Source organism: Streptomyces gobiensis (assembly GCF_021216675.1).
In the GTDB taxonomy this organism is placed as follows: Bacteria; Actinomycetota; Actinomycetes; order Streptomycetales; family Streptomycetaceae; genus Streptomyces; species Streptomyces gobiensis.
Window position 1 is genome coordinate 3,195,736 of the sequence record NZ_CP086120.1, and the last position, 21,765, is coordinate 3,217,500.

A 21,765-nucleotide genomic window follows, 5' to 3' on the forward strand; every position below is an offset into this window, starting at 1 on the left:
CAGGCCCAGCACATCGGCGGTGCCGTACCCGGGGGGCGGTGCTCGCCGTGCTGATCCTGAGCTGAGTCGGCGAGTCGGCGGCTCAGCGGTACAGCGGCTCAGAAGGTGTCCGGGCACCAGGGGCGGCGGGCCGTTCGCAGCAGAGTGTCCGCCAGGGCGGCCGCACCAGGGCGGTGCTCGGTGATACGGCCCAGAGCACTGAGCCGGGTCACCGCCTCGTCGCCGAGGAAGAGCGCTCCCAACTCGCCGATCTCCATGGAGAGATCGGCGTTCGCGCTGCTGGGCGTACAGGTGGCGCCCTCCGGTGAGGCGTCCAGCCGGAACCGGCCGCCCGCCAGCCCCGCCTCATCATGGAGGTCGAGCACCAGCGTGCCGGAGGCGGCGTAAGAGCGGGACTTCAGCATCATGGGGACATCCAGCGGACGGAGCCAGAGGTGGTCTCCGTGTGAGGTGATACGGGCCATCCGCGGGTCCCCGAGCAGCAACGGCAGCACATCGTCCGGCGCGCGGCCGCCGGAGCGGAGGGTGACGGCCCAGTCCAGCGACAGCAGATAGTGCCACAGGGAGCGCTCGGCGGCCGCGGTGGCGGCGGTCAGCTGGTGGACGGTGACGGGGACCTTGGTCACCTTGCCTTCCCACAGGTCTTCAGCGGAGTAGGCCGCCAGGCCCTGCACGGTGTCCTCGGCGTCCCGGTAGAGGGCGAAGAAGCGCTGCTGCCAGCCATCGCCGGGGAAGCGGAGGTCGCCGGTCAGCTTCCGCCAGCGATGCTCGCCGCGGTCGACGACGCCCGCGCCGGTGGGGAGGGCGCGGAAGCGTTCGTAGCAGGCGGGGCCGGACTTACGGACGTCACCGGCCTCGACGACGTCGATGCGGCCGCCGCCGGTGTCGGAGGCGACGTGGCGGTTGAGTCCGGCGCGTGGAATGTCGACCTCGAAGTCGGTGGTCCAGGTCGCCGGGCCGAAGCCGTAGCGGCCATAGATCGGGTATTCGGCGGCGATCAGGTTCGCACAGGCGTCACCGCGCTCTTTGGCGGCGGCCAGCGCGTTGCCCATCATCTGGGTGAGCAGGCCCCGGCGGCGGTGCGTGGCGGTGACGGTGACCTGTGTGACCGCGGTGGCGGGCAGGGTGGCACCGCCGGGGACGGTGAGCTCCTGCGGGAAGGTACGGAAGGTGGCGACGCAGCGGTCGCCGTCGTACGCGCCCTGGGTGCGGGACAGCTCGAAGCCTTCGAGTCGGCCCGCTGCCTCTTGCGGGGTGAGCTCCTGGTGGGAGGCCTGCTTGGCGTCGAGGAAGCCGGTGCTTACGGCGCGGAGCCAGCCGGGGATGTCGGCGGGGTCGCTGAGGGTACGGATCGTCTGGGTACGGATCGTCTGGGACACCTCGTGCAGGCTAGGCGGCGGGGTGGGGGTGTTGCACGGGGTTTTTGGGGGCGGGGGGTGGGCTTCCCCTGGCCCGCCCCTGACCGGGGTGCTAGAAGGCAGCGCGGATGGTGCCTACTGGGTGGGGGCCGCCCAGCAGGGGGGCGTGGGCTATGCGGGGCAGGGCCGGGGAGGTCACGCCCATCTGGGCCAAGGCGTGGGCGAGTACGGGGCCCAGGGCGCGGGTGCCGCCGTCGTCGAGTTTGAAGGCGAGGGCGCGGCCGTCCGGGAGGGCGACCGCCTGCACCGCCTCGGCGCCCATCTTGGCGAGGGTGCCGGGGAGCTCGCGCATCAGCCAGGTGTCATGGCGGCGGGTGCCCGCGACGTATTCGGGGTGGGCGCGCATCGCGTCCGCCACCTGGCGCTCGGGGGTTCCCGGGGCCGAGATGACGAAGGTCCGGAAGGCGCGGGCCAGCCCGGTGAGGGAGATGGCCAGCAGCGGAGCGCCGCAGCCGTCGGTGCCGGTGTGCGCGATCCGCTCGCCGGAAGCCGACTCGACCGTCTCGGCGATCAGACGCTGCAGAGGGTGGCCGGGGTCCAGATACGTCTGTGCCGGCCAGCCGTTGTGGGCGCAGGCGGCCAGCATCGCCGCGTGCTTGCCGGAGCAGTTCATGGTGAGCCGGGTCCGGGGGTGGCCCGCGGCGAGGTAGATCTCCGCTTCGGCCCGGTCGAGCGGGAGGTCGGGCGGGCACTGGAGCGCGTCCTCGGACAGGCCGTACTCGGTGAGCATCTTCTGTGCGAGGTCCCGGTGGAACGGCTCCCCCGAGTGGCTCGCGGCGGCCATGGCCAGCCGCTCGCCGGTCAGCTCAAGACCCGCGCGGAGGACGGCGGCCGCCTGCATCGGCTTGTTCGAGGAGCGCGGGTAGACCGGGGATGAGACATCGCCCAGCGACCAGTCGACGCTGCCGTCCGCGGCCAGCGCGACGAGGGAGCCTCGGTGGCGGCCCTCGACGAAGCCGGAGCGTACGACCTCGGCGAGGACCGGAGCTGTGGCGGAGGCTATGGACGACGGCATCGGCGGCCTTCCCTACGGTGCTGGGACGACTCCGGCACCTCAGGGATCGCCTCAGGAGAGCAGGTCGTCGATTTGCGCTTCTCCCTCACGGTACCTGCGGGCGATCTCGGCACTGCAATCGTCCGCCGTGCGCTGGAGCGACTGGCGGCGCTGGGAGACCTGGCGTTCGTAGTCCACGAGCCGGCGCAGCCCCTGGTGCAGCTCATCGTCGGTACGGGCGGTGAGGTCCGACAGCTCCACCTCAGCGAGCATCGACTCGGCCAGCCGCTGGTTCTCCTCGCTGTAGGGAGTGCCCAGCGTCACATGACGGGCGGAGGAGCGGTGCTGGCTGGGGCTGTCCGCGAGGATCTCCGGCAGCCGGTCGAAGACCGAGGCCTCGGGGCTGGTCCGCCGGGTCAGCTCGGCCCGCAGAATGTCGATACGGCCCTGGAGGAGCCGCCTGAGATAGCTGAGGTCGGCCTCCTCCCGCCGTGCGGAGCGGCGTAGCTCGCGGAGGGCGGGGAGACGCAGATCGGAGAGCTTCCCCAGCGCGGAGCGGGCGTCGCGCTGCTCCGGCGGCCGGGCCTGGATCAGCGAGGCGGCGGCGGCCCGGGCCATCGGCACGGTGCCGGGCGTGCGCTCGGCTCCGGTTGTGCTCATAAATCTGTCCCCTCGTCCCCTTTGTCGTATTCACAGCTTCCGTTGCTGCTTTGACAGCTTTGCCCTTTTTGCTGTGAACGCGCGTCACATCACGCATCGTGCCACTGTGTGGTTACCGCGCGCAGCGCCCTGGCACCCATCCGGCGCATCATGGAGACATGCGAGCAGTAGTTCAGAGGGTGAACGGCGCAAGCGTCGTTGTGGACGGTGAGACTATCGGAGAGATCGTCGGCGAGGGCCTGTGTGCACTCGTCGGGGTGACGCATGACGATACGAAGGAGAAGGCCGCGCAGCTCGCCCGCAAGCTGTGGTCCGTAAGGATTCTGGGGGGAGAGAAATCTTGTTCGGATCTGGGCGCGCCACTTCTGGTCATCAGTCAATTCACTCTATACGGTGACGCCCGCAAGGGTCGTCGACCCACTTGGAACGCCGCCGCGCCCGGTTCGGTCGCCGAACCGCTGGTGGATGAAGTCTGCGCCCAGCTAAGGGCGCTGGGCGTAGAGGTCGCCGAGGGACGCTTCGGGGCCGATATGAAGGTGTCGCTGTTGAATGACGGGCCCTTCACCATCCTGCTGGAGGTGTAAGCGGTCTGATCGGCGTAAATTCAGCATAAACAGCGTGAACGGCGCGAACGGTTATGCAACAGCCGTCACTTGACCGAACCCGCCATCACCCCCCGGACAAAGTGCCGCTGGAAGACGAAGAAGACGACCACCGCCCGTACTCCCCGCCGCGCGGGCCGCCCGCCGCAGACTCACGGACACGCTGACCGACGCCGCGTAACTGGTCGTTTACGGCTCGACAATGACTTCCTGAGCGGCGGCCGTATCGCCCGCCAGCAGCGGGGCGTCGGCCGGAACATTCCGCTTCACCAGGGCGAGGGCGATCGGGCCCAGCTCATGGTGGCGGGCTGAGGTAGTGACAAAGCCAAGCTGACGGCTGTCCGGCCCATCGGCGGCCAGCCGTACCGGATCGCCATGGGCGGGGATCCGCACCTCACTGCCGTCCAGGTGCAGAAAGACCAGTCGACGCGGCGGCTTCCCCAGGTTGTGGACCCGGGCCACCGTCTCCTGACCCCGGTAACAGCCCTTCTCCAAGTGCACCGCGGTGTCAATCCAGCCCAGCTCATGGGGGATGGTGCGGTGGTCCGTCTCCATCCCCAGCCGGGGACGGTGCGCCTCCACCCGGAACGCCTCATACGCCAGCACCCCGATGGCCGGACCCTGCTTCTCGGCGAAGTCACGCAGACTGGCGCGGGGCAGAAAGAGATCACGCCCATACGCGGTCTCCCGGGCGACGACCCCGGCCGGGGTCTCGGCGATAGAGCCCGCCGGCAGATACACCACCGCGAAGTCATCCGTACGGTCAGCGACCTCCACCTGGTAGAAGAACTTCATGCTCTCCAGATACGCGATCAAATCCGTCTGGGTGCCGGGCTCCGTATGCGCCCAGACGGTCTCCCCGTCGTCGACCAGATAGAGCGCATGCTCGATATGGCCATGGGCGGAGAGGATCAGCGCCTCAGTGGCCTGCCGCGGCGGCAGCTCGCTGACATGCTGGGTGAGCAGCAGATGCAGCCAGCTCAGCCGGTCAGCACCGCTGACGGACACGACACCGCGGTGTGAGAGGTCCACAAAGCCGTTGCCGTCGGCGAGGGCACGCTGCTCACGGAACAGATCACCGTAGTGCGCGGCGACTCCTTCGTCCGGCCCCTCGGAGGGCACGGCGCCGGGCAGCGACAGCAGGGGGCTCGGGTAGGACTTCATGGTCCAAAGCCTACGGCTCCTGGTCTTCGCTCCGCTCAGCTGTGCAGTGCTGGCAGCGGCCAAAGATCGCGAAGTGCTTCATATCGGTATCGAAGCCGAAGGTCTCACGGAGCCGGTCGGTGAAGCCCGCCGCCAGCGAGACATCAGCCTCGATCACCGTCGTACAGTCCCGGCACACCAGATGCATATGGTGATGCCGGTCCGCGAGGTGGTACGTGGGCGCCCCATGCCCGAGATGGGCATGGCTGACCAGGCCCAACTCCTCCAGCAGCTCCAGCGTGCGGTAGACCGTGGAGATGTTGACTCCGCCCGCGGTGCGCCTGACTTCGGCGAGGATGTCGTCCGGGGTGGAGTGCTCCAGCTTGTCCACGGCCTCCAGCACGAGCTGCCGCTGCGGGGTCAGCCGGTACCCACGCCTGCGTAGATCACTCTGCCAGTCAGTGCTCACCACGCCCTCAGTGTATGAGCCTTTTCTCGCTCTCGACGGCTCCGCCTGTGGGAGGAAGTCCCCCGAGCCCATCCGGCCACCGGCCCGCACCGGCCAACCCCGGGGCCCGGGGCGTGAGCCCCGGTTACTGGAAGCGTGGGTGGTGTCTCGCTTGGACAGCCACGTGGTCTTGTCGTAGCCGTCCTTCCAGGGCACGCAGTCCAGGTCGCCCCTGTCATCGGACATCACATAGCCCGCCATATGGTCGGCGAGTCCAAGGGCGAACATGGCCACGCCCCGGACGAGCGTCAGCGCCCCCAACTGCTGAGCTATATCCCGGGGTTGATCGGCTCGTCCAGGACAAGCACCCTCGGCTGCTGGGCGAGTGCGCGGGCGATCAGCACACGCTGCTTCTCACCGCGGGAGAGCGTGAGGAAGCTACGGTCGCCGAGGTGCCCCGCGCCGACCGGGGCCAGCGCGGCCGCGATAATCGGCAGCATGAGCGACGCAGCGCCGCAGACAACCGCCCCCCGGCCGGAACCCATCCGGTTCTACGGCACCACCTGGCTCGACCGCTCCCGCGGCTACGCCCTGCGCCGGGCGGGGCTCACCCTCGGCGCCTTCGCGGCGGCCGCCGCAGGGGCCTTCGTGCTGCGCCTGGCCTGGCAGGGCCTGGCGATCGCGGAGGTCGGCCGTCTGCTGGACCTGCTGGTCGTCGTCGCCTTCGCCGCCTGCAGCTCGCTCGCGTTCTCCCGCACGTGGAGCGGCTACGTCCGGCGCCCGGACGGTACGCGGGACGCGGCCGCCGAGAAGTCGATGCACAGCATCCGGCTCATCGGCTTTATCGGCGTACTGCTCGCCTACGGCTTCCGCAGCCTCATCGAGGCGCCCGGCGAGAAGCTGCACCGGGTCGAGTACGAGCAGGCGGTCGAGCAGTACGAGCGCCGCCGTACCGCCCGTACGGGCAACCCGGCCGCCAAGCGGAGGGCGAAGGGCAGCAAGCGCAAGCGGTGACCGCGCCGAAGGGCGGGGACCAGCACGCTGGCCCCCGCCCCTCGGTCATCGGCTGGACGGCGCGGTCAGGGGATGCGGAAGCTGGCTCCGAGGAGCTCCTCCCTTTGCCCTGGCGGGACCACCCCGGTCAGCACCGTTCCTTCGCAGTCGGGGAGGAGAAACACCGAGAGCCCCCGGTCGGTGTCGTTGATGTATCCGTGGTGGGGAGCTGGGAGGCCTACGTTGTAACAGCCCGATGGGTTCTCGTACTCCTGGCCGTCGACAAGGATCTTGCCATCGGCGGCGTAGGCGGAGGTGGGGACGGCGACCGTCAGCAGGACGGCGGCGGCTATCGCGCCGAGAACACTGAACAAGCGTCGTTTCACGAGGGCGGTTCTCCCTTCGAAGATCGGTGGCTCTTGGGCCGCCACCATGACTACCCAGCGCGATCGCTCATGCTCTTTATGTGACCGGCGCGCGGTAGTACTACCAGCGCGCGCAGGGGCGCCCTTGACCTGCCTCCTGAACCGGGAGCATTATTCACCACATGATGAATTCAACGGGCGTCGCGGCCATTCACGCCCGCGATCTGACGGTCGTCCGCGGTGGCCGTACCGTGATCGACGCTCTCGCCTTCGATGTCCAACCCGCCACGGTGACCGGACTCCTCGGCCCGTCCGGCTGCGGGAAGTCCACCCTCATGCGCGCCATCGTGGGCACCCAGGCCAGGGTCACCGGCACCCTCGATGTCCTCGGCCGCCCCGCCGGATCAGCCCCGCTCCGCGCGCTCGTCGGCTACGTCACCCAGGAACCCTCGGTCTACACCGACCTCACCGCCCGCCAGAACCTCGACTACTACGCGGCCGTCCTGGGCATCCCCCGCCGCAAACGCCAACAACAGGTCGAACAGGCCCTCACCGACGTAGACCTCACCTCGCACGCCGACCTCCTCGCCGGAAACCTCTCCGGCGGTCAGCTCTCCCGGGTCTCCCTCGCCGTCGCCCTGCTCGGCACCCCCGAGCTGCTCGTCCTCGACGAACCCACCGTCGGCCTCGACCCCGTACTGCGCCGCGACCTCTGGAACCTCTTCCACCGCCTGGCCGACGAGCGCGGCACCACCCTCCTCATCTCCTCCCATGTCATGGACGAGGCCGACCGCTGCCAGCGCCTGCTGCTGATGCGCACAGGCCGACTCCTCGCCGATGACACCCCCGAAGCCCTGCGCACCCGCACCCGCACCGAAACCATCGAGGACGCCTTCCTCCACCTGGTCGAAGAGGAGGTCACCCAGTGAGTGTCCGCCGCATCCTGGCCACCGCCCGCCGTGTGCTGCGCCAGCTCAGCCACGACCGCCGCACCATCGCGCTCCTGCTCCTGATGCCCGTCCTCCTCCTCGTCCTCCTCTACTACGTCTTCGACGCGAACCGGCAGGCCTTCGACTCCATCGGCGCCGCCCTGCTCGGGATCTTCCCGCTGGTGACGATGTTCCTGGTCACCTCCATCGCCACCCTCCGCGAGCGCACCTCGGGCACCCTGGAACGCCTGCTCTCCATGCCGCTGGGCAAGGCGGATCTGATCCTGGGCTACGCCCTGGCCTTCGGCTTGCTGGCCACCCTCCAGGCGTCCCTGGCCACCGCCGTCGCGATCTGGTTCCTCGAGCTGAACTTCGCGGGCTCCGCCTGGCTGCTGCTCCTGATCGCCCTGCTCGACGCCCTGCTCGGCACGGCCCTCGGCCTCTTTGTCTCAGCCTTCGCCGGATCCGAGTTCCAGGCCGTCCAGTTCATGCCCGCCGTGATCTTCCCGCAGATCCTGCTGTGCGGCCTCTTCGCGCCCCGCGACTCCATGCAGCCCGTCCTGGAGTACGTATCCAATGTCCTGCCCATGTCCTACGCGGTCGACGGCATGCGGGAGGTCCTGGCCCACACCATCATTACCGGCGACTACATCCGCGACATCATCATCGTCGCGGGCTGCGCCCTGCTGGTCCTGGGCCTCGGCGCCGCCACCCTGCGCCGCCGTACGCCCTGAACCTTCCGGACGCTACTTCCGGGCGACCGGCGCCGAGATATCGCTGAGCACCTCATGGCCGTCCTGGTACTTCTTGCCGTCCCTGAGTCTGCCGCCCAGCCGCTTCAGCTGGGCGTCCCGCATCCCATTGCTCCTGGCCTGGTCAAGGACCTGTTCTTTGGTAGCAGGCCAGGTCAGCCCCCGGAAGAACCTCTCGATGAACTCCACCGCGAGAGCGCCGAACTTGACGGAGGAAGACACAGCCACCAGCTCCCTTGCCGGAGATACGGACCACCTTCCCGGCCGACGCTAATGCCCCCAGAAGGTCTCCGCCCGGGCACACCCCGGCCGCTACGCCAAACGCCTGAAGCCAGCCGGGGCCGTACCGCCGTGGCCGTACCGCCGGGCCCGTACCACGACGCGGACAGCGTGCCGCCGCCCCGCCCAGCCCTGCGAGGATGGAGCCATGACCCAGAAAGTCGCCGTGCTCGGCACCGGAAAGATCGGCGAGGCCCTGCTCAGCGGAATGATCCGCGCTGGCTGGGCCCCCGGCAACCTCCTGGTCACCGCCCGCCGCCCGGAGCGCGCCCAGGAGCTCCGTACCCGCTACGGGGTTGAGGCTGTCACCAACGCCGAGGCCGCCAAGACCGCCGACACCCTGATCCTCACCGTCAAACCGCAGGACATGGCCGCCCTCCTCGACGAGCTGGCCCCGCACACCCCCGCCGAGCGCCTGGTCATCAGCGGCGCGGCGGGCATCCCCACCACCTATTTCGAGGAACGGCTCGCCCCGGGCACCCCTGTCATCCGCGTCATGACGAACACCCCGGCACTGGTCGACCAGGCCATGTCCGTCATCTCGGCGGGCAGCCACGCCTCGGAGGACGACCTCATCCACGCCGAGGAGATCTTCAACGGCGTCGGCAAGACCCTCCGTGTCCCCGAGTCCCAGCAGGACGCCGCCACCGCCCTCTCCGGCTCGGGACCGGCCTACTTCTACTTCCTGGTCGAAGCCATGACCGACGCGGGCATCCTGCTGGGCCTGCCCCGTGACAAGGCCCACGACCTCATCGTCCAGGCCGCCATCGGCGCCTCGGTGATGCTCCGCGACAGCGGAGAACACCCGGTCAAGCTCCGCGAGAACGTCACCTCCCCGGCGGGCACCACCATCAACGCCATCCGCGAGCTGGAGAACCACGGCGTCCGCGCCGCCCTCATCGCTGCCCTGGAAGCCGCCCGTGACCGCAGCCGCGAACTGGCCTCCGGCGACGGCTGAGCCATCGCCGGGGCTTGCTTCCACCTGACGAGCCCGACGAGCCCGACGAGCCTGAGGAGCCTGCCGAGCCTGACGAGTCGAGCACCCTGCGGCCCCATGAGAAACTGGCCCAAGGTGATCACTATGGCAAATTCAGGAAGTGTGCCAGCTGACTTCGGTGAAGGCCTGCCGAGCCAGTTCCTGGAGGCCGCCCATCGGGCCTCACCGATGGACATCCCGGCTCTTGTGGATCGCTATGCCGCCTCCTTCGGTATGAAAAGGGCCGGGATCCACCTCGTTGATCTGCAGCAGAATCTGCTGCACCCCCTGGCGGAGGGGCCACCGCTGCCGGTCGACGGGTCGCTGGCCGGTTCCTGCTACCGCACCCAGAGGCTGCGGGTCGGTGAAGACGGCGACGAGCTGTCCCTGTGGCTGCCCCTGGTCGATGGCTCCGAGCGGCTTGGCGTTCTCGGAGTCCACGGCGTCATGATCGACGCGCCGACGCTGCGGCGCTGCCGCGTACTGGCGCATCTGCTGGCCGTCGTCATCACCTCGAAGAGGGCCTACAGCGACACTTACGCCCGCAAGACCCGTACCCAGCCGATGCGGCTCTCCGCCGAGCTGGTGCGCGCGTTTCTGCCGCCGCGCACGCTCGGCACCGACCAGGTCATCTCCACCGCCGTCCTCGAACCCGCCTACAGCCTCGGCGGTGACGCCTTCGACCACTCACTGATCAACGGGTCCCTGCACACCACCATCGTCGACGCCATGGGGCACGATGTGGCCTCCGGCCTGGTCTCCTCGCTGGCTCTGGCAGGCTCCCGCAGCTCCCGCCGCGACAATGCCGAACTGGCCGATCTGGTCACCGGCGTCGACGACGCCCTGGCGAGGTGGTTCCCCGAGCGGTTCTGCACCGGCATCTTCGCCCAGCTCGAGCTGGCGAACGGCCGCCTGCGCTGGGCCAACTGCGGTCACCCGCCACCGATGCTCGTACGCGACCAGCGCCTGCTTCCGGACGCGCTGGAACGGTCCCCGGAGCCTCCCCTGGGCGTGCTGGCCGGACTCGGCGAACACGAGCGCACGATCCACGAGATCACCCTGCACCCCGGCGACCGCGTCCTGTTCTACACCGACGGCGTCATCGAAGCCCGTGCCCCGGACGGCGGCCTCTTCGGCCTGGAACGCTTCGCCGATTTCATCATCCGCGCCACCGCCGCGGGCGAGCCCGCCCCAGAAGCCCTGCGGCGCCTCATCCACGACATCCTCCATCACCAGGAGGGCCAGCTCCACGACGACGCCACCATCATGATGTTCGAATGGTGCCCCCAGGAGCCCGAGCCGTACCCGTAGCCGTACCCGTACCTGTAGCCGTACCCGCAGCCGGAGCCGCCCGTTCGATGGCCACCAGCGCGGCGTCGTCGTTGAGGTCTCCGTGTGCGTGGCGCAGCAGGTCCGTGCGCAGACCCGCCAGAAGGTCGTCCAGCGGCTCCTCGCTCCGTTCGCGCAGGCGGGCGGTCAGCGGATAGAAGGTGCCCGACGGAGCGCGGGTTTCGATGACGCCGTCGGTGTAGAGGAGCAGGCGGTCTCCGCTGCCGAACGGGATGGTTTCGGCAACGGGATCGGCGCCGACGAGATCGCCCAGGCCGATGGGGGCGCCCGGCTTCTCGGGGGCGCAGGCGCTGACGTGTCCGGCCCGGACCGTGAGCGGTTCGGGGTGTCCGCAGTGCACCACGCGGGCTATCGGCCCGGCGGGGATCTCCACCAGCAGCGCGGTGGCGAACCGTTCGGTGAACTCCTCGTCGTGCAGGGCCTGAATCTGCCGCTGCACGGTCTCCTCAAGCCGCCGGGCCACCTGGGCCAGGGACTCTTCCTGGTACGCCGCCTCGCGGAAGGAGCCCAGGAGCGCCGCTGAGGCGCTCACCGCGGGCAGCCCCTTGCCCCGTATATCGCCGATGAGCACCCGTACGCCGAACGGGGTGTGCAGTACCTCGTAGAAGTCACCGCCGATCCGCGCTTCGGCCTCCGCCGCCAGGTAGGTGCTGCGCAGCTCCACCTCGTCGATGCGCCCGGGCAGCGGACGCAACAGGGCCCGCTGCGCCGCTTCGGCCACCGTACGGGCCTGCCGAAGCTCCCGTTCCCGGGCTTCCCGTATCCAGCCCCCCAGCAGACTGGCCAGCGACACGGCGACGATCGCCACGAGCGTCACCGTGGACTGCACCTCGCCCCACACGTTCTGCGCGAGATCCACCGCGACGGTGAGCCCGATGGTGAGCGCGGCGATGCCCGCGGTGGTCCGCACGGTGGTGATGGCCGCCGCCAGTACCGGTACCGCCGCCATCACCGGGTCGAACCGCAGCCATGCCGGGGTGGCCGCGTTCACCAGGGTCACCACGGCCAGGAGCACAAAGGGGAGCAGCACGCTCAGCCTTCGGGCGCCGAGTGCCGGAAAGGGGTCAGTAGCCGCTGCCCACTTGGGCATGGTTCTCCTCCCTTGCAGGACCTTGACCGGCGAGGTCGTACAGCGTGCGTTCGAGGAACATCAGCAGACGGCCCTTGACCGCCCACATCTCGCCTTCGGGTACGGGCTCGGCCAGCCGCTCCAGCATGCGCCGGGTGGCCGGCAGGGCGGGGTGCGGGCGGCCGCCCCCGCATTCGCGCACACAGAGTGCGGTGCTCTTCAGCAGGCGGGCGTAATCGGCGCGGAACGACTCATCGAGTCCGTGTCCGTCCGGCGCCGAGGCGGCCCGCTCCAGGGAGCGGGCGAGCGCGGTCACGTCGGCCGCCACCCGCTCCAGGGTGGCCAGGATGCCCTGGTCCAGATGCCAGACCGTACGGCGCGCGCCTGCCCGGAAGTTCCATCGGAGGCTTTCATGTGCCTGGTCCAACGAGCCGCGCGCCTCCTGCAGCGCGGCCGTCATCGCATCCCGCCACCGAGGTCCCAGGACCTCATCGGGGCGCTGGCCGTCGGCCACCGCCCTGGCCAGCCCGTCCAGGGCGGTGGTCAGCTCGCCACGCGCCCGCTCCAGCCCGGCCTCCGCGGGCCGCAGCCGCAGCGGCGGTACGAGCGTGGCGTTGAAAACGACCCCCACGGCCACCCCGACGGCGATCGCCACAAGATGCGGGACAAGCTCCGCCGTGAGGTGGCTGCGGTCCAGCAGCAGCACGAACAGCGCCGTAATCGGCGCGTGCGTACCAAAGTGCCCCAGCCGTTCATGGCTCCCCACGAGCACGGACAGCAGCACGACGACGGCCAGCCCCAGCCATGTCGGCCCGATGGCGATCGTGGCGGGCAGCGCGACCAGGGCGCCCAGGGCACACCCCGCCGCGTACGCGGCGCCTGCCCGGAGAGACCGGAAGACGGTCGGGTGCACGACCAGGAGCGCGGCGAGGGCCGCCGGATAGGGGTGCGACTGGTTCAGCACCACCCGGCACAGCTGCCACGCCAGCGCCGCGGCCACGCTCGCCCGGGTCGCCACCACCAGTCGGCCTGCCCACGGGGAAACGCTGGCCCGGGCGGCCCAGGCCCGGAGTGCGTCAGTGACCCGGGGGCCTCCGAAGACCGCGGGTATGTGGCGTTCCTGCACGCCGCCTCCACCTCCATCGTCGCTTGGGCATGGGCGCGTGGGCATGCGGAAGCCCGGGCCGATGAGGTCCGGACTCGGGTAAGGGATTCATGCTGCGCCAGCCCCGCTGTCCATGTGTACCAAAGTGGTCTCTACATCTCAAAACGGACCAAATGGGTAATCATGTGGTACGGGCTCCGCCATTGCCTGAGCGCATTTGTCGGCGTTGATATTGCTCAGCACCCAGGCGCCCACGGGTCCGTCCTGGGAGAGCCGGTTGATCTCCGGCTGGGGAGTCGCCTGCGCCGATGGGGCGGGACCCAGGCCGAGGGCTGACGCCGCCGCAGCGACCAGCGCGGCCCGGAGCTTGTGCCGCGCTGAACTGTACCTGCCTTGCGCACGCATGGAATTCCTCCCTGACGCAAGTGGCTTCGCCGTAACCCCTTTAATTCCCTCATGCCCCTGGCATATACGAGGAAAGTTGAAACCTTCAGCGCAAGAACGCCAACTCGCCAGTTAACCCAGCGATTATGGTTGAACCTGGCTAGTCCCCTTCATCAACGGCCACCGCCTGAAAGGCAACACGCCAGCCCAGACCTTGCCGGATGAGATCACCCGGCTCGCCAGGCCGGGCACACGGTACGTCCTGTGGAGCGGCGGACACGGGCTCGGGCTCGGGCCTCGGCTCCGGTTTCGGCACCTCCTTCCGCAGGTTCGGCTTCGCCCAGGCTGGCAGCGGCGGCAGATACCGCAGCAAGCGCTGCCGTACAAACCCTCTGGGCGAGCGCACCCCTTCGGGCGGCAGCCCCTGCGCGACCACGGCCCGGATGGTCTCCGGCCCCTCCCCCCGCAGCAGATAGTGCCCGGCGATCTGCGCCAACTCCCGTGCGTCATCACCCGACAGCACCAGCTCCGGCGTGGTCCGCCGCAGCCGCATCAACACCCCCTCAGCTCGCTCGGCATACGAGGCCAACGGCCCCGTCAACGCCGACAACCCCGGCGTGGGGACAGGGAGGGGGGTCTGGTCTACGTCTGTCTCGTGCCCCTCCGGGGGCCGCCGCCGGGCGGGCCGTGGAGCGGGCGAACCGGCGGCCGGTTTCGCCTGCCACTGAGCCGAGTTGAGAATCCGCACTCCCAGCCTCCGCGACTGGTCCGTGTCCTTGCCCAGCCGTGCGGCCTCCTCGGCCGCCGCCCACCCGTCCTCCACCTCCGCCTCGGTCCGCAACGGCACCAGCGACGCCATCCGCTGATCCCGGATCTGCCCCTCCCGGTTCTGCCGCTTCCGGGCATGCCAATGCCCATGCTCCCGCAGCGACTTACGGGCGGCGTTGGTCTTCTCCTTCCCCATCCGGAGCCCCCTGGCGACCGCGTCGCTGTTCCGCCCGTTCCGGGGCGGCAGCTTCACCATCGCCTGCAACAACCGGAACCCGGCATCGGACAGCCCGACCTCATCGATCAACGCTTCAGGGGTTTGGAGGAAGGGAGCACGCGCAGGCGCGCTAACATCGCAGTACATCGTCAGTGGGCCTTATCCACTCGTCGGTGTAGGCCCTTGGCGCGGTGTTGTCAGCACTTGCCAAGGGCCGCTTCGTCACACAGGCGAAGCAGGTCGTCACCCAAAGTACACCGTCATAGCGCGTCCCGTACCGAATACGGGCTAGCTGCCCCCGCTGCCGTACGGGCGAGTGAGGACCTCCATAAGGTGCTTGCTCGGATCCTCGAAGTACAGGCCGCGCCCGCCATCGCGCCGGTTGATCTCACCGGGCTGCTGAAGGTTCTGGTCGGCGTAGTAGGGGATCCTCGCCTGCTGGATACGGGAGTAGATCTCGGTGAACTCGTCCTCGGACACCAGAAACGCGTAGTGCGTGGGCTGGACCGGTTCCGGACTGTCGTAGAAGTCCAGCTGAAGGTCGTCGTTGACGACGACGGGGCGGAACGAGCCGAAGGGGACTCCGAATTCAAGTCCCAGGACGGTGGCGAGAAACTCTGCGGACTCTTCCTTGTCGTCAGACATGACGACCGCGTGGTTGAGTTGTACTGACACTCTGCGTTGCCTCCAGGGCAAATCGCCGGAACCTCGTGCCCCTCACCCTGCCGGTGACCGGGGTTTGATTCCGCACCAGCATCCTAGGCAAGGGGCCTCGGCGGCTGTCTACCCTTTTACCGCGAGCCGGGTCACGCCCTGCGGCCAGACGACCCGTACAGGTACAGCCGTGCGCTGCGCGTACGCCACAACGTCGGCGGTGCCGCCGTATCCGCGTGCTGGCTCGCCGTCCCATACGGCGATCAGGTGGTCGATCAGGCCGACCAGGATTTCGCCGCCGACCATATGGGCCTGCGGATCTGATGCGTCCAGCCCGGCGTGATGAACCTGGGCCGCTTGCTCCATCAGCTCGTCATAGGTGGCGTGATGCCACTCGGGCAGGCTGTCGCGGTAGCCGTTGCAGGGCACGACGACCTCGATACGGCCGCCGTGGTCAAGCACGGATTGGGCGAACCACGCATCAGGACCGTCTGCGATGCAGGAGACGCCCACGAGATCGTCCGGACGGTAGTTCCGCATCTCGGCCCGCAGGGCGGCGTGGACCAGCTCACCGGCCTCCTCCGGCAGCCCGCGGTGCCCGGTTATCCCTATACGCATCGTGTCCCCTTTCTACTCGCGAAGCCCCCGCGCAGGGTGCGGGGGCGCCCTACGATGGGCCGGAACAATAGCGCAGGCCTGTCATGGCCGGATCAGACAGTTCCGGATCGTCGTCAGCCGTCAGCCGTCAGCCGTCAGCCGTCAGCCGTCAGCCGGACGGCGTGACGTTGGTGGCGGTCACCGCGGGGCGCAGGGCCCTGGCGATGCTGACAGCGTCGTCCACGGCCCATACGTGGACGAAGAACAGGCGAGGTTCCTCCATCAGGTGGTGGCTGTGGAGTGTGGCGAGACTGATCCCACCGCGCCGCAGCGTCGTCAGCACGGCCTGGACCTCACCGGCGACCATGGCGAAGTCGCCGTGAACCGCGGCCCGGCCGCCACCCAGAGGCCGGAAGATGAAGCCCGAGGTCGAACCCATCCCCGGGGGCAGTGCCCGGTGGTCGTCGATGATGGTCTCGCGGCGGATGAAGAGGCATTTGTAGATCCCGTCCTCCTCAAACCCTTTGACGCCCAGTGCGGCGTCGATTCCGGCGGTGTCCAGATCGACGGGCGGCGGCGAAGTCGGCGGTTCCGCAGGCGGGGTGCCGGTGCGGCCGAGCGCCGCGCGCAGGCCGCGCGCCAGGGCCACCGGGTCGTGCCCGTGTGCGTGGATGTGGGTCCACCAGACATCGGGCTCCTGGGCGAGCAGATGCTTGTGGATCGCTGTCTGCGCGATTCCGTGCGCGTGCAGGGCACTGCTCACCTGCTGCAACTCGTCCTCGGCGACCACCAGATCACCCATCAGCAGGGTGCTGCCGTCGGTGTAGCGGACAAAGGCCACGTGCGAACTCAGCGCAAGTGCCGGTGTGATGGTGATGCCGTGGCAGACCACATGCAGGTCCCCGCGCGGGAAAGCGGTGTGGTAGATGACTCCCCGCCTCATATCACCACGCCGCCCCAGCGCCTCCGCGACGCCTTTCCAGTCCTCGATGGTGGTGGGAACCGGATCGGTCACGCCCCGGCCGCCCGCTCTGACACCCCCGGACGGCTCAGCCCGAGCGGCGGTTGCCCCCGCCCCTGCCCCGGCCAGCACCGGCGCCAGCGCGACGGCGGCCAGCAGCCCCCGCCGCCCCGTAGTTGCCCCCGCCTGCGTGCCCTGCTGTCGGTCCTCGTTCACAACCCTAATTATCATTAAAGCGGTGTGGCGTAGGGGTCGATGCCACCGCGCCCGGAACGGCGCGTTAGCGCATCCAGCAAAGCCCACGCCACCAGCCCACGCCCCCTACCGCTGGCCGCTTGGGTATTCAGAGGGGCTTTGCCTCGTGGGCCGCAGCGATCGTGTCGATTCGCTGAGCGAGATCGAAGTCAGCTTTGGTCAGCTTATGCCCGGCATCGTGGGTCGTGATTCCGAACCGCACCATGCTCCAGCGAAGATCGATATCCGCATGGTGACCGATGAGCCGCTCGACGTCGGCAACATGCACGATCATCGCCACGCCACCGTGGTAGCGGATCCCGAACGACCGGGTGATCTCGTTCCCGGACCGTGTCCACCCCGGCAGTTCCCGTAGCCGCTCTTCAATCTCTGTGTCCGAAAGTGGCACCGGCGCCTCAGCCATGTCATCCCCTCTCAGCCATGGAGGCCAGCACCTCGGACAGGTCCTGGCCGACCGAGGCATCGTGCCACGTGTCCCGGTACACCTCCGCCCGGCCGGTGCCGTACGTCTCCAGGTGACGCATGACGTCCTCGGGTGCGTACACGCGAGCTTGGAAAGGGATTGATAAGTGCGGAAGCCGTATCAAGGTGTCCGGGCTGGAACTCGAGTTGAAGTACGCCTCACAGGAAGAGCCCTGCCCCATACCCTGACAGTGTCGAGCTGCACAGAGAGGGGCAAGGCCATGTCACCTGATGCTACTCCGGAGCCGGAGCCCATCGCCTTCGGCCAGCGCATGCAGATTCTGCGTAACCGCCGTGGCATGAGCCGTACCGTCCTCGCTGGCCTTCTCGGGATGTCTCCGAGCTGGGTCAAGGCCGTCGAGGGCGGCCGACGCCAGACACCGAAGCTTCATATGATCCTGCGTATCGCCGAAGCACTGCGGGTACGCAACCTGTCCGACTTGACCGGCGATCAGTCCGTGCCGACTGACCTCTTCACTGGACCCGGTCACCCCCGACTGCCACACGTCCAGGCAGCAGTCAATGCCTTCCCGCTCAGTGGAGATCGGGAAGCGCCGCCCATTGAGCATCTACGGGCCCGCTTGGCCCGCGCTTGGACGGCCCGCCACTCCGCACCCAACCACCGGGAGGTAATCGGCCAACTGTTGCCGGAGCTGATCCGCGACGCGCAACTCGCCGTCCGACAGGCAGACCGTGCCCCGGATCGTCGAGCCGCTCAGGCCGTCCTCGCCGAGGTTTACTCCCTGGCACAGTTCTTCATCGCCTACCAGCCCGACAGCAACCTGCTGTGGCGGGTGGCCGAACGCAGTCTGGTCGCCGCCCAGGAGTCGGAGGACCCGCACACAATCGGCGTCTCGGCGTGGCTGATGGCTCAGGCCCATCGCGACTCCGGCCCCGGACACTTCGACGCTGCTGACGCAGTGAGCATTGAGACCCTGCGCTTTCTGAAGCCGAGGCTCCCCGAGGCCTCCGATCACGTACTCGCTATCACCGGAGCCCTCCAGTTCGAGGCCGGGTATACCGCTGCCCGCCGGGGTGACACCGGCACCGCCTGGCGCTACTGGGATACCGCCCACGCCATGGCCCAGCGGCTCCCAGCCGACTACTACCACCACGTCACGTCCTTCTCCCGAGCCATCATGGGCGCCCACGCAGTCACCATCGCTGTCGAGCTCCATGCCGCAGGCGAGTCCGTACGGCAGGCAGCCACAGCCGCCGTGGCCGCGATCCCGTCCCGCCCACGCAGGGCCCGGCACCGGATCGAGGCGGCCCGCGCCTATCACCTGGACGGTCAGGCAGAGACAGCGTTGATGACTCTGGAGAAGGCGCACGAGGCAGCGCCGGAGACGATCCGCTACAACGGCTATGCGAGGCGGATCGTCCTCGAGGAAGTGGAAAGCAAGACGCCAGCCTTGCGTCATCGGGCCTCGGAACTGGCGGTAAAGATCGGCATGTTGTCTGCCTGAACGAGGGGGCACAAAGTGTGCCCGACACCGTTCGTATGGTCCGGCCCTACGTGCTGGTCGAGGAGCAGCGACAGCGATGCTGCGCCCCTCTCCCCGGGGCATGCTGCGGGTGGTTCAGTGTGGATTCCTGATCAGCGCGGGGCGTGACGGGCCGGGACAACGACATCTGCCGTCCGCCGCCTCGTTCGGGCAGTCAAGCGGGGTCTTTCCCACGCTCCAGGTATTGCGGATGCGCTTGCTGCCGTGCGGCGATGGCCCGCTTGACGCGGCGAGCGAGCCGGGGGATCAGCAACTTGTTGAGGGAATCCACGGGATGGAACTCGGCGGCTAGCAACTCGTTCGAAGCGAGCTTGATTGAGTCAGCCTCGTACGAGGGCAACAGCCCGCCGTCGAAGATGTAGAGGATCTTGTCGCCTACCGTCTGGCTTGGCGTCCAGTCCACGACTAGCAGACCCCCGAGGGTGGGATGGATGCCCAGTTCTTCTTGAACCTCCCGCCGACAGGCGGCCATCGGGGACTCACCGGACTCGATGTATCCGCCGGGGATGTCCCACAGTGGCTTGTAGGAGGGACGGACTAGCAAGACGTGGTCCTGGTCGTTGAAAAAAAGTGCCCCGGCTGCCATGCGCGGCCGGGCCATGCGCTCTTCTTGCGGAGTCTCGGGCATACCGCGACCCTACTGCCAGTATTCGAAAGGGTGGGCGGCCTTCAAATCACCCTGTGGCGGGTGACGAACCGTGCATGACGGACTCGGCAGCATGAGTGGAGCACAGCGGTACACGGCAGGATTGATCACCTCAGCCTTCGCCAGCACGTTCAGTCCTACCGAGTCCGCCCAAGGCTGCTGGCCGATCTTCTCGATTCCTACGAGTGCGCCATTCAGGCCTTCAGCGCCGCGACTTCGCGTGCTCGTGCCTGGAGCTCGCGTGCCGCTCGCGTCTTGCGGTACGGGCGGATGCGGCGTCGGAGGGTGTCGAAGTGCTCATCCCCCCGCGCGGTGGACAGCAGCACGTAGTCGTCGAGGAACTTGTGCCATGTCTCGCACGCCGCGTCCAGGTGGCCGAGTTCGAACTGCCGTTGTGCCATGACAGCGTGGGAGTGCACACGACCCTGCCGCTCCTGCTTTGGCTGAAGTCTGAGCGAATCCTGCATGGCCTTGATCGACCCGGCGAGGTCTCCGGTCTCGTACAGCACGTGTGCCACGTGGAACTGGTAGGCCGAGGCGTCGTATCCGCCGATCGCCTCCCGCCGTGAATCCGCCTTTGACAGCGCGGTCTCCGTCTCGCGTAGCTTGGCGAACGCCATGCTCCGGTCCCCGGTCATCGACGCCGCATGAGCCTGCTGACCGGCGAGGAACGCTCGCAGGCGCGGTCCGGCCTTCGGGGATGCTTCGGCTGCCGAATCCGCCAGGTCCAACGCCTTCTTGCCGTAGCCGAGGTTGGATGCCTGCAAGCTCATCCCGCGCAGCGTGCGGCAGTAGGTGATGTGATCCTCTGCCGCGCCTGCCAGCGTCAGTGCCTTGAGGTAGTAGTTCTGCCCGAGTCCGTGTTCCCGCTCGTACATGGCCATCCAACCGCTCAGATACACCAGGTCAGAGGCCGCCGACAGCATGTCCTTGCGGACCGTCTCAGAGGCGGATGCTTTCAGGTAGGGGGCCACCGTATTGACGAGGAAGGCTGCCGCCATCGGTCGAGCGTGTCCGCCGCCCAGCTCATCCAGGATGTCCGCGACTCGCTCGGTCATTGTTCGTACCGTGGCCACCTCGCCTGGTCCGATCCTGGTGGCACGGCCTGCCGCTGCGGCCTCCGTGCGGCCTACGAGATCGGAGAAGAGGGGAACAGTCAGGGCGGCTGAGTACAAGCCCGCTGAGAGTACGCCCCTACGCGACGGGTCCATATCCGCCCGTCCTACGTCGATGAGCTGCTCGACAGCGTCGCCGTTGCTGTGCCCTGTCGAGCCCAGCGGCCTGGGAAGACCGGCCTCGATGTGTGTCACCGGGCGCTTGAGACGCCTGGAGAGCGCTTCGCAGACAAGGGGCCTGACCTGCGCTCTTGGCATCGTCCCGGCAAGCCAGTGGGAGACCGCAGACTGGTCGTAGCGCAGAGACAGCCCGACTTCCGCACCGACTCGGTTCACGGCATTGGCGAGCTGCGTGCGAGTCCACTTCGCCTGGTCAAGCAGGCAGCCCAGGCTGGTGTTCGATGTGCGCGGATTCATGGCCATGCAGTAACTCCCGGCGACTTTCATGGCTTTCACGTTCACCCGTGTTGCCAACGGTAGCTGCCGTAGCCATTACGGGGTTAGCTCTTCACACATACCCGGTCACCAAGTGTGGTGATTCAGCCAGACGAAGGGAGGGCTGCCATGGGCAAGCACGGAGATGGCAAGGGCGGCGAAGAGGGTGACAAGGAGCAGTCGCCCAAGGAGAGCGACGGCCAGTGGAACAAGCCCGTTCCGCCTAAGTAGAGAGGGTTCCGCGATGACCGACCTGAATCGGCTGGTGGAGATCCTGGAGAACAAGCGGGCGCTGCCCAAGCAGTGGGCGCAGACAGTAGGGGCTGTGGACCGGGCGCTGTTCATTCCCGCCCAATGCCCGGACATCGACCGTGTCACGGATGAGCAGAAGTGGCTGCGCACGGTCTACGGAGATCTCCCGGTCGTCACTCAGGTCGACGACGGCAACGGGGGCGGGCCCGGAGTTCCCACCTCGTCGTCCTCGCAGCCGTCGCTGATGCTGGACATGCTGGGCCTGCTTGAGGTGGAGGAAGGTCATCGTGTGCTGGAGATCGGTACGGCCACCGGCTATCACGCCGCGTGGCTGTGCCACCAGCTCGGTGATGCCAACGTGACCACGGTGGAGGTCGACAGCGAGCTACACCACCAGGCACGCCGGAACCTCCAGAAGGCCGGATACACGC

The 21,765-nt window shown here is 68.3% G+C and carries 25 protein-coding genes and 1 pseudogene (1 of these 26 only partly in view); 8 read left to right on the forward strand and 18 right to left on the reverse strand.

Features of this window, described 5'->3' with window-relative positions; translation table 11 throughout:
- Positions 1 to 98 precede the first annotated feature (98 nt).
- The 3 genes from test1122_RS14925 to test1122_RS14935 form a co-directional block, all read right to left on the reverse strand.
- The gene (locus test1122_RS14925; protein WP_232269658.1) at positions 99 to 1,379 is read right to left on the reverse strand and encodes a GNAT family N-acetyltransferase; all 1,281 of its coding nucleotides are present in this window, start codon (positions 1,377 to 1,379) and stop codon (positions 99 to 101) included.
- A gap of 91 nt (positions 1,380 to 1,470) precedes the next feature.
- Positions 1,471 to 2,433 carry an asparaginase gene (locus tag test1122_RS14930; RefSeq protein ID WP_232269659.1) on the reverse strand — a complete coding sequence of 321 codons (963 nt, stop codon included), beginning with the start codon at positions 2,431 to 2,433 and terminating at the stop codon, positions 1,471 to 1,473.
- Between the two features lie 51 nt (positions 2,434 to 2,484).
- Positions 2,485 to 3,072, reverse strand: coding sequence for an RsiG family protein (locus test1122_RS14935; RefSeq protein WP_232269660.1), 588 nt, complete (start codon positions 3,070 to 3,072; stop codon positions 2,485 to 2,487).
- Positions 3,073 to 3,230: 158 nt separating this feature from the next.
- Between test1122_RS14935 and dtd the strand changes: the two genes are divergently transcribed.
- On the forward strand, positions 3,231 to 3,656 hold the full coding sequence (gene dtd, locus test1122_RS14940; RefSeq protein WP_232269661.1) for a D-aminoacyl-tRNA deacylase: 426 nt from the start codon (positions 3,231 to 3,233) through the stop codon (positions 3,654 to 3,656).
- Between the two features lie 207 nt (positions 3,657 to 3,863).
- On the opposite strand, the gene ygfZ is transcribed toward dtd, so the two are convergent.
- The 3 genes and pseudogenes from ygfZ to test1122_RS26590 form a co-directional block, all read right to left on the reverse strand.
- Entirely contained in the window at positions 3,864 to 4,838 is a 975-nt protein-coding gene (gene ygfZ / locus test1122_RS14945; protein WP_232269662.1) for a CAF17-like 4Fe-4S cluster assembly/insertion protein YgfZ, read from the reverse strand.
- Positions 4,839 to 4,848: 10 nt separating this feature from the next.
- Positions 4,849 to 5,289 (reverse strand): Fur family transcriptional regulator, encoded by a 441-nt coding sequence (locus test1122_RS14950; protein ID WP_232271916.1) that lies wholly within the window; start codon positions 5,287 to 5,289, stop codon positions 4,849 to 4,851.
- A 252-nt stretch (positions 5,290 to 5,541) separates the two neighbouring features.
- Positions 5,542 to 5,744 (reverse strand): annotated as a pseudogene (locus tag test1122_RS26590) (ATP-binding cassette domain-containing protein); the annotation flags it as partial.
- A gap of 19 nt (positions 5,745 to 5,763) precedes the next feature.
- Between test1122_RS26590 and test1122_RS14960 the strand changes: the two are divergent.
- Positions 5,764 to 6,279, forward strand: a complete 516-nt coding sequence (locus tag test1122_RS14960; protein WP_232269663.1) for a hypothetical protein — start codon at positions 5,764 to 5,766, stop codon at positions 6,277 to 6,279.
- A gap of 65 nt (positions 6,280 to 6,344) precedes the next feature.
- Here test1122_RS14960 and test1122_RS14965 read toward each other — a convergent pair whose 3' ends face one another.
- Entirely contained in the window at positions 6,345 to 6,644 is a 300-nt protein-coding gene (locus test1122_RS14965) for a hypothetical protein (RefSeq protein WP_232269664.1), read from the reverse strand.
- Between the two features lie 161 nt (positions 6,645 to 6,805).
- On the opposite strand from test1122_RS14965, the gene test1122_RS14970 reads away from it, so the two are divergent.
- Positions 6,806 to 7,552, forward strand: coding sequence for an ABC transporter ATP-binding protein (locus test1122_RS14970; RefSeq protein WP_232269665.1), 747 nt, complete (start codon positions 6,806 to 6,808; stop codon positions 7,550 to 7,552).
- Positions 7,549 to 8,286, forward strand: coding sequence for an ABC transporter permease (locus test1122_RS14975; RefSeq protein WP_232269666.1), 738 nt, complete (start codon positions 7,549 to 7,551; stop codon positions 8,284 to 8,286). The genes test1122_RS14970 and test1122_RS14975 overlap by 4 nt, the downstream gene beginning before the upstream one ends.
- Before the next feature lie 12 nt (positions 8,287 to 8,298).
- On the opposite strand, the gene test1122_RS14980 is transcribed toward test1122_RS14975, so the two are convergent.
- Positions 8,299 to 8,526 carry a DUF2795 domain-containing protein gene (locus test1122_RS14980; RefSeq protein WP_232269667.1) on the reverse strand — a complete coding sequence of 76 codons (228 nt, stop codon included), beginning with the start codon at positions 8,524 to 8,526 and terminating at the stop codon, positions 8,299 to 8,301.
- Positions 8,527 to 8,731: 205 nt separating this feature from the next.
- Here test1122_RS14980 and proC point away from each other — a divergent pair, with 205 nt between their 5' ends.
- Positions 8,732 to 9,541: a pyrroline-5-carboxylate reductase gene (gene proC, locus test1122_RS14985; protein WP_232269668.1), complete on the forward strand. Its 810-nt coding sequence runs from the start codon at positions 8,732 to 8,734 to the stop codon at positions 9,539 to 9,541.
- 123 nt (positions 9,542 to 9,664) lie between these two features.
- Positions 9,665 to 10,870, forward strand: coding sequence for a PP2C family protein-serine/threonine phosphatase (locus tag test1122_RS14990; protein ID WP_232269669.1), 1,206 nt, complete (start codon positions 9,665 to 9,667; stop codon positions 10,868 to 10,870).
- Here the strand turns inward: test1122_RS14990 and test1122_RS14995 are convergent.
- The 8 genes from test1122_RS14995 to test1122_RS15030 form a co-directional block, all read right to left on the reverse strand.
- Positions 10,824 to 11,999, reverse strand: a complete 1,176-nt coding sequence (locus test1122_RS14995; protein WP_232269670.1) for a PP2C family protein-serine/threonine phosphatase — start codon at positions 11,997 to 11,999, stop codon at positions 10,824 to 10,826. The two genes, test1122_RS14990 and test1122_RS14995, sit on opposite strands and share 47 nt — an antisense overlap.
- The gene (locus test1122_RS15000; protein ID WP_232269671.1) at positions 11,974 to 13,104 is read right to left on the reverse strand and encodes an aromatic acid exporter family protein; all 1,131 of its coding nucleotides are present in this window, start codon (positions 13,102 to 13,104) and stop codon (positions 11,974 to 11,976) included. The genes test1122_RS14995 and test1122_RS15000 overlap by 26 nt, the downstream gene beginning before the upstream one ends.
- Before the next feature lie 523 nt (positions 13,105 to 13,627).
- Positions 13,628 to 14,542 carry a hypothetical protein gene (locus test1122_RS15005; RefSeq protein WP_232272088.1) on the reverse strand — a complete coding sequence of 305 codons (915 nt, stop codon included), beginning with the start codon at positions 14,540 to 14,542 and terminating at the stop codon, positions 13,628 to 13,630.
- Positions 14,543 to 14,740: 198 nt separating this feature from the next.
- Positions 14,741 to 15,127, reverse strand: coding sequence for a VOC family protein (locus test1122_RS15010; protein WP_232269672.1), 387 nt, complete (start codon positions 15,125 to 15,127; stop codon positions 14,741 to 14,743).
- Positions 15,128 to 15,235: 108 nt separating this feature from the next.
- Complete coding sequence (locus test1122_RS15015; RefSeq protein ID WP_232269673.1) at positions 15,236 to 15,724, reverse strand: hypothetical protein; 489 nt, start codon at positions 15,722 to 15,724, stop codon at positions 15,236 to 15,238.
- 148 nt (positions 15,725 to 15,872) lie between these two features.
- On the reverse strand, positions 15,873 to 16,880 hold the full coding sequence (locus test1122_RS15020) for a DUF1259 domain-containing protein (RefSeq protein ID WP_232269674.1): 1,008 nt from the start codon (positions 16,878 to 16,880) through the stop codon (positions 15,873 to 15,875).
- A gap of 127 nt (positions 16,881 to 17,007) precedes the next feature.
- Entirely contained in the window at positions 17,008 to 17,322 is a 315-nt protein-coding gene (locus test1122_RS15025; RefSeq protein ID WP_232269675.1) for a 4a-hydroxytetrahydrobiopterin dehydratase, read from the reverse strand.
- Position 17,323: 1 nt separating this feature from the next.
- Positions 17,324 to 17,464 (reverse strand): hypothetical protein, encoded by a 141-nt coding sequence (locus test1122_RS15030; protein WP_232269676.1) that lies wholly within the window; start codon positions 17,462 to 17,464, stop codon positions 17,324 to 17,326.
- Positions 17,465 to 17,602: 138 nt separating this feature from the next.
- Between test1122_RS15030 and test1122_RS15035 the strand changes: the two genes are divergently transcribed.
- On the forward strand, positions 17,603 to 18,847 hold the full coding sequence (locus tag test1122_RS15035) for a helix-turn-helix domain-containing protein (protein ID WP_232269677.1): 1,245 nt from the start codon (positions 17,603 to 17,605) through the stop codon (positions 18,845 to 18,847).
- Between the two features lie 193 nt (positions 18,848 to 19,040).
- Here test1122_RS15035 and test1122_RS15040 read toward each other — a convergent pair whose 3' ends face one another.
- Entirely contained in the window at positions 19,041 to 19,514 is a 474-nt protein-coding gene (locus tag test1122_RS15040; protein ID WP_232269678.1) for an NUDIX domain-containing protein, read from the reverse strand.
- Between the two features lie 212 nt (positions 19,515 to 19,726).
- The gene (locus tag test1122_RS15045) at positions 19,727 to 21,070 is read right to left on the reverse strand and encodes an NsdA family TPR-like regulatory protein (RefSeq protein WP_232269679.1); all 1,344 of its coding nucleotides are present in this window, start codon (positions 21,068 to 21,070) and stop codon (positions 19,727 to 19,729) included.
- Positions 21,071 to 21,326: 256 nt separating this feature from the next.
- On the opposite strand from test1122_RS15045, the gene test1122_RS15050 reads away from it, so the two are divergent.
- Positions 21,327 to 21,765 carry the beginning of a methyltransferase domain-containing protein gene (locus tag test1122_RS15050; protein WP_232269680.1) on the forward strand. The gene runs 659 nt beyond the window's last position, so only the first 439 of its 1,098 coding nucleotides appear in the window; its start codon is at positions 21,327 to 21,329; the stop codon falls past the right edge of the window.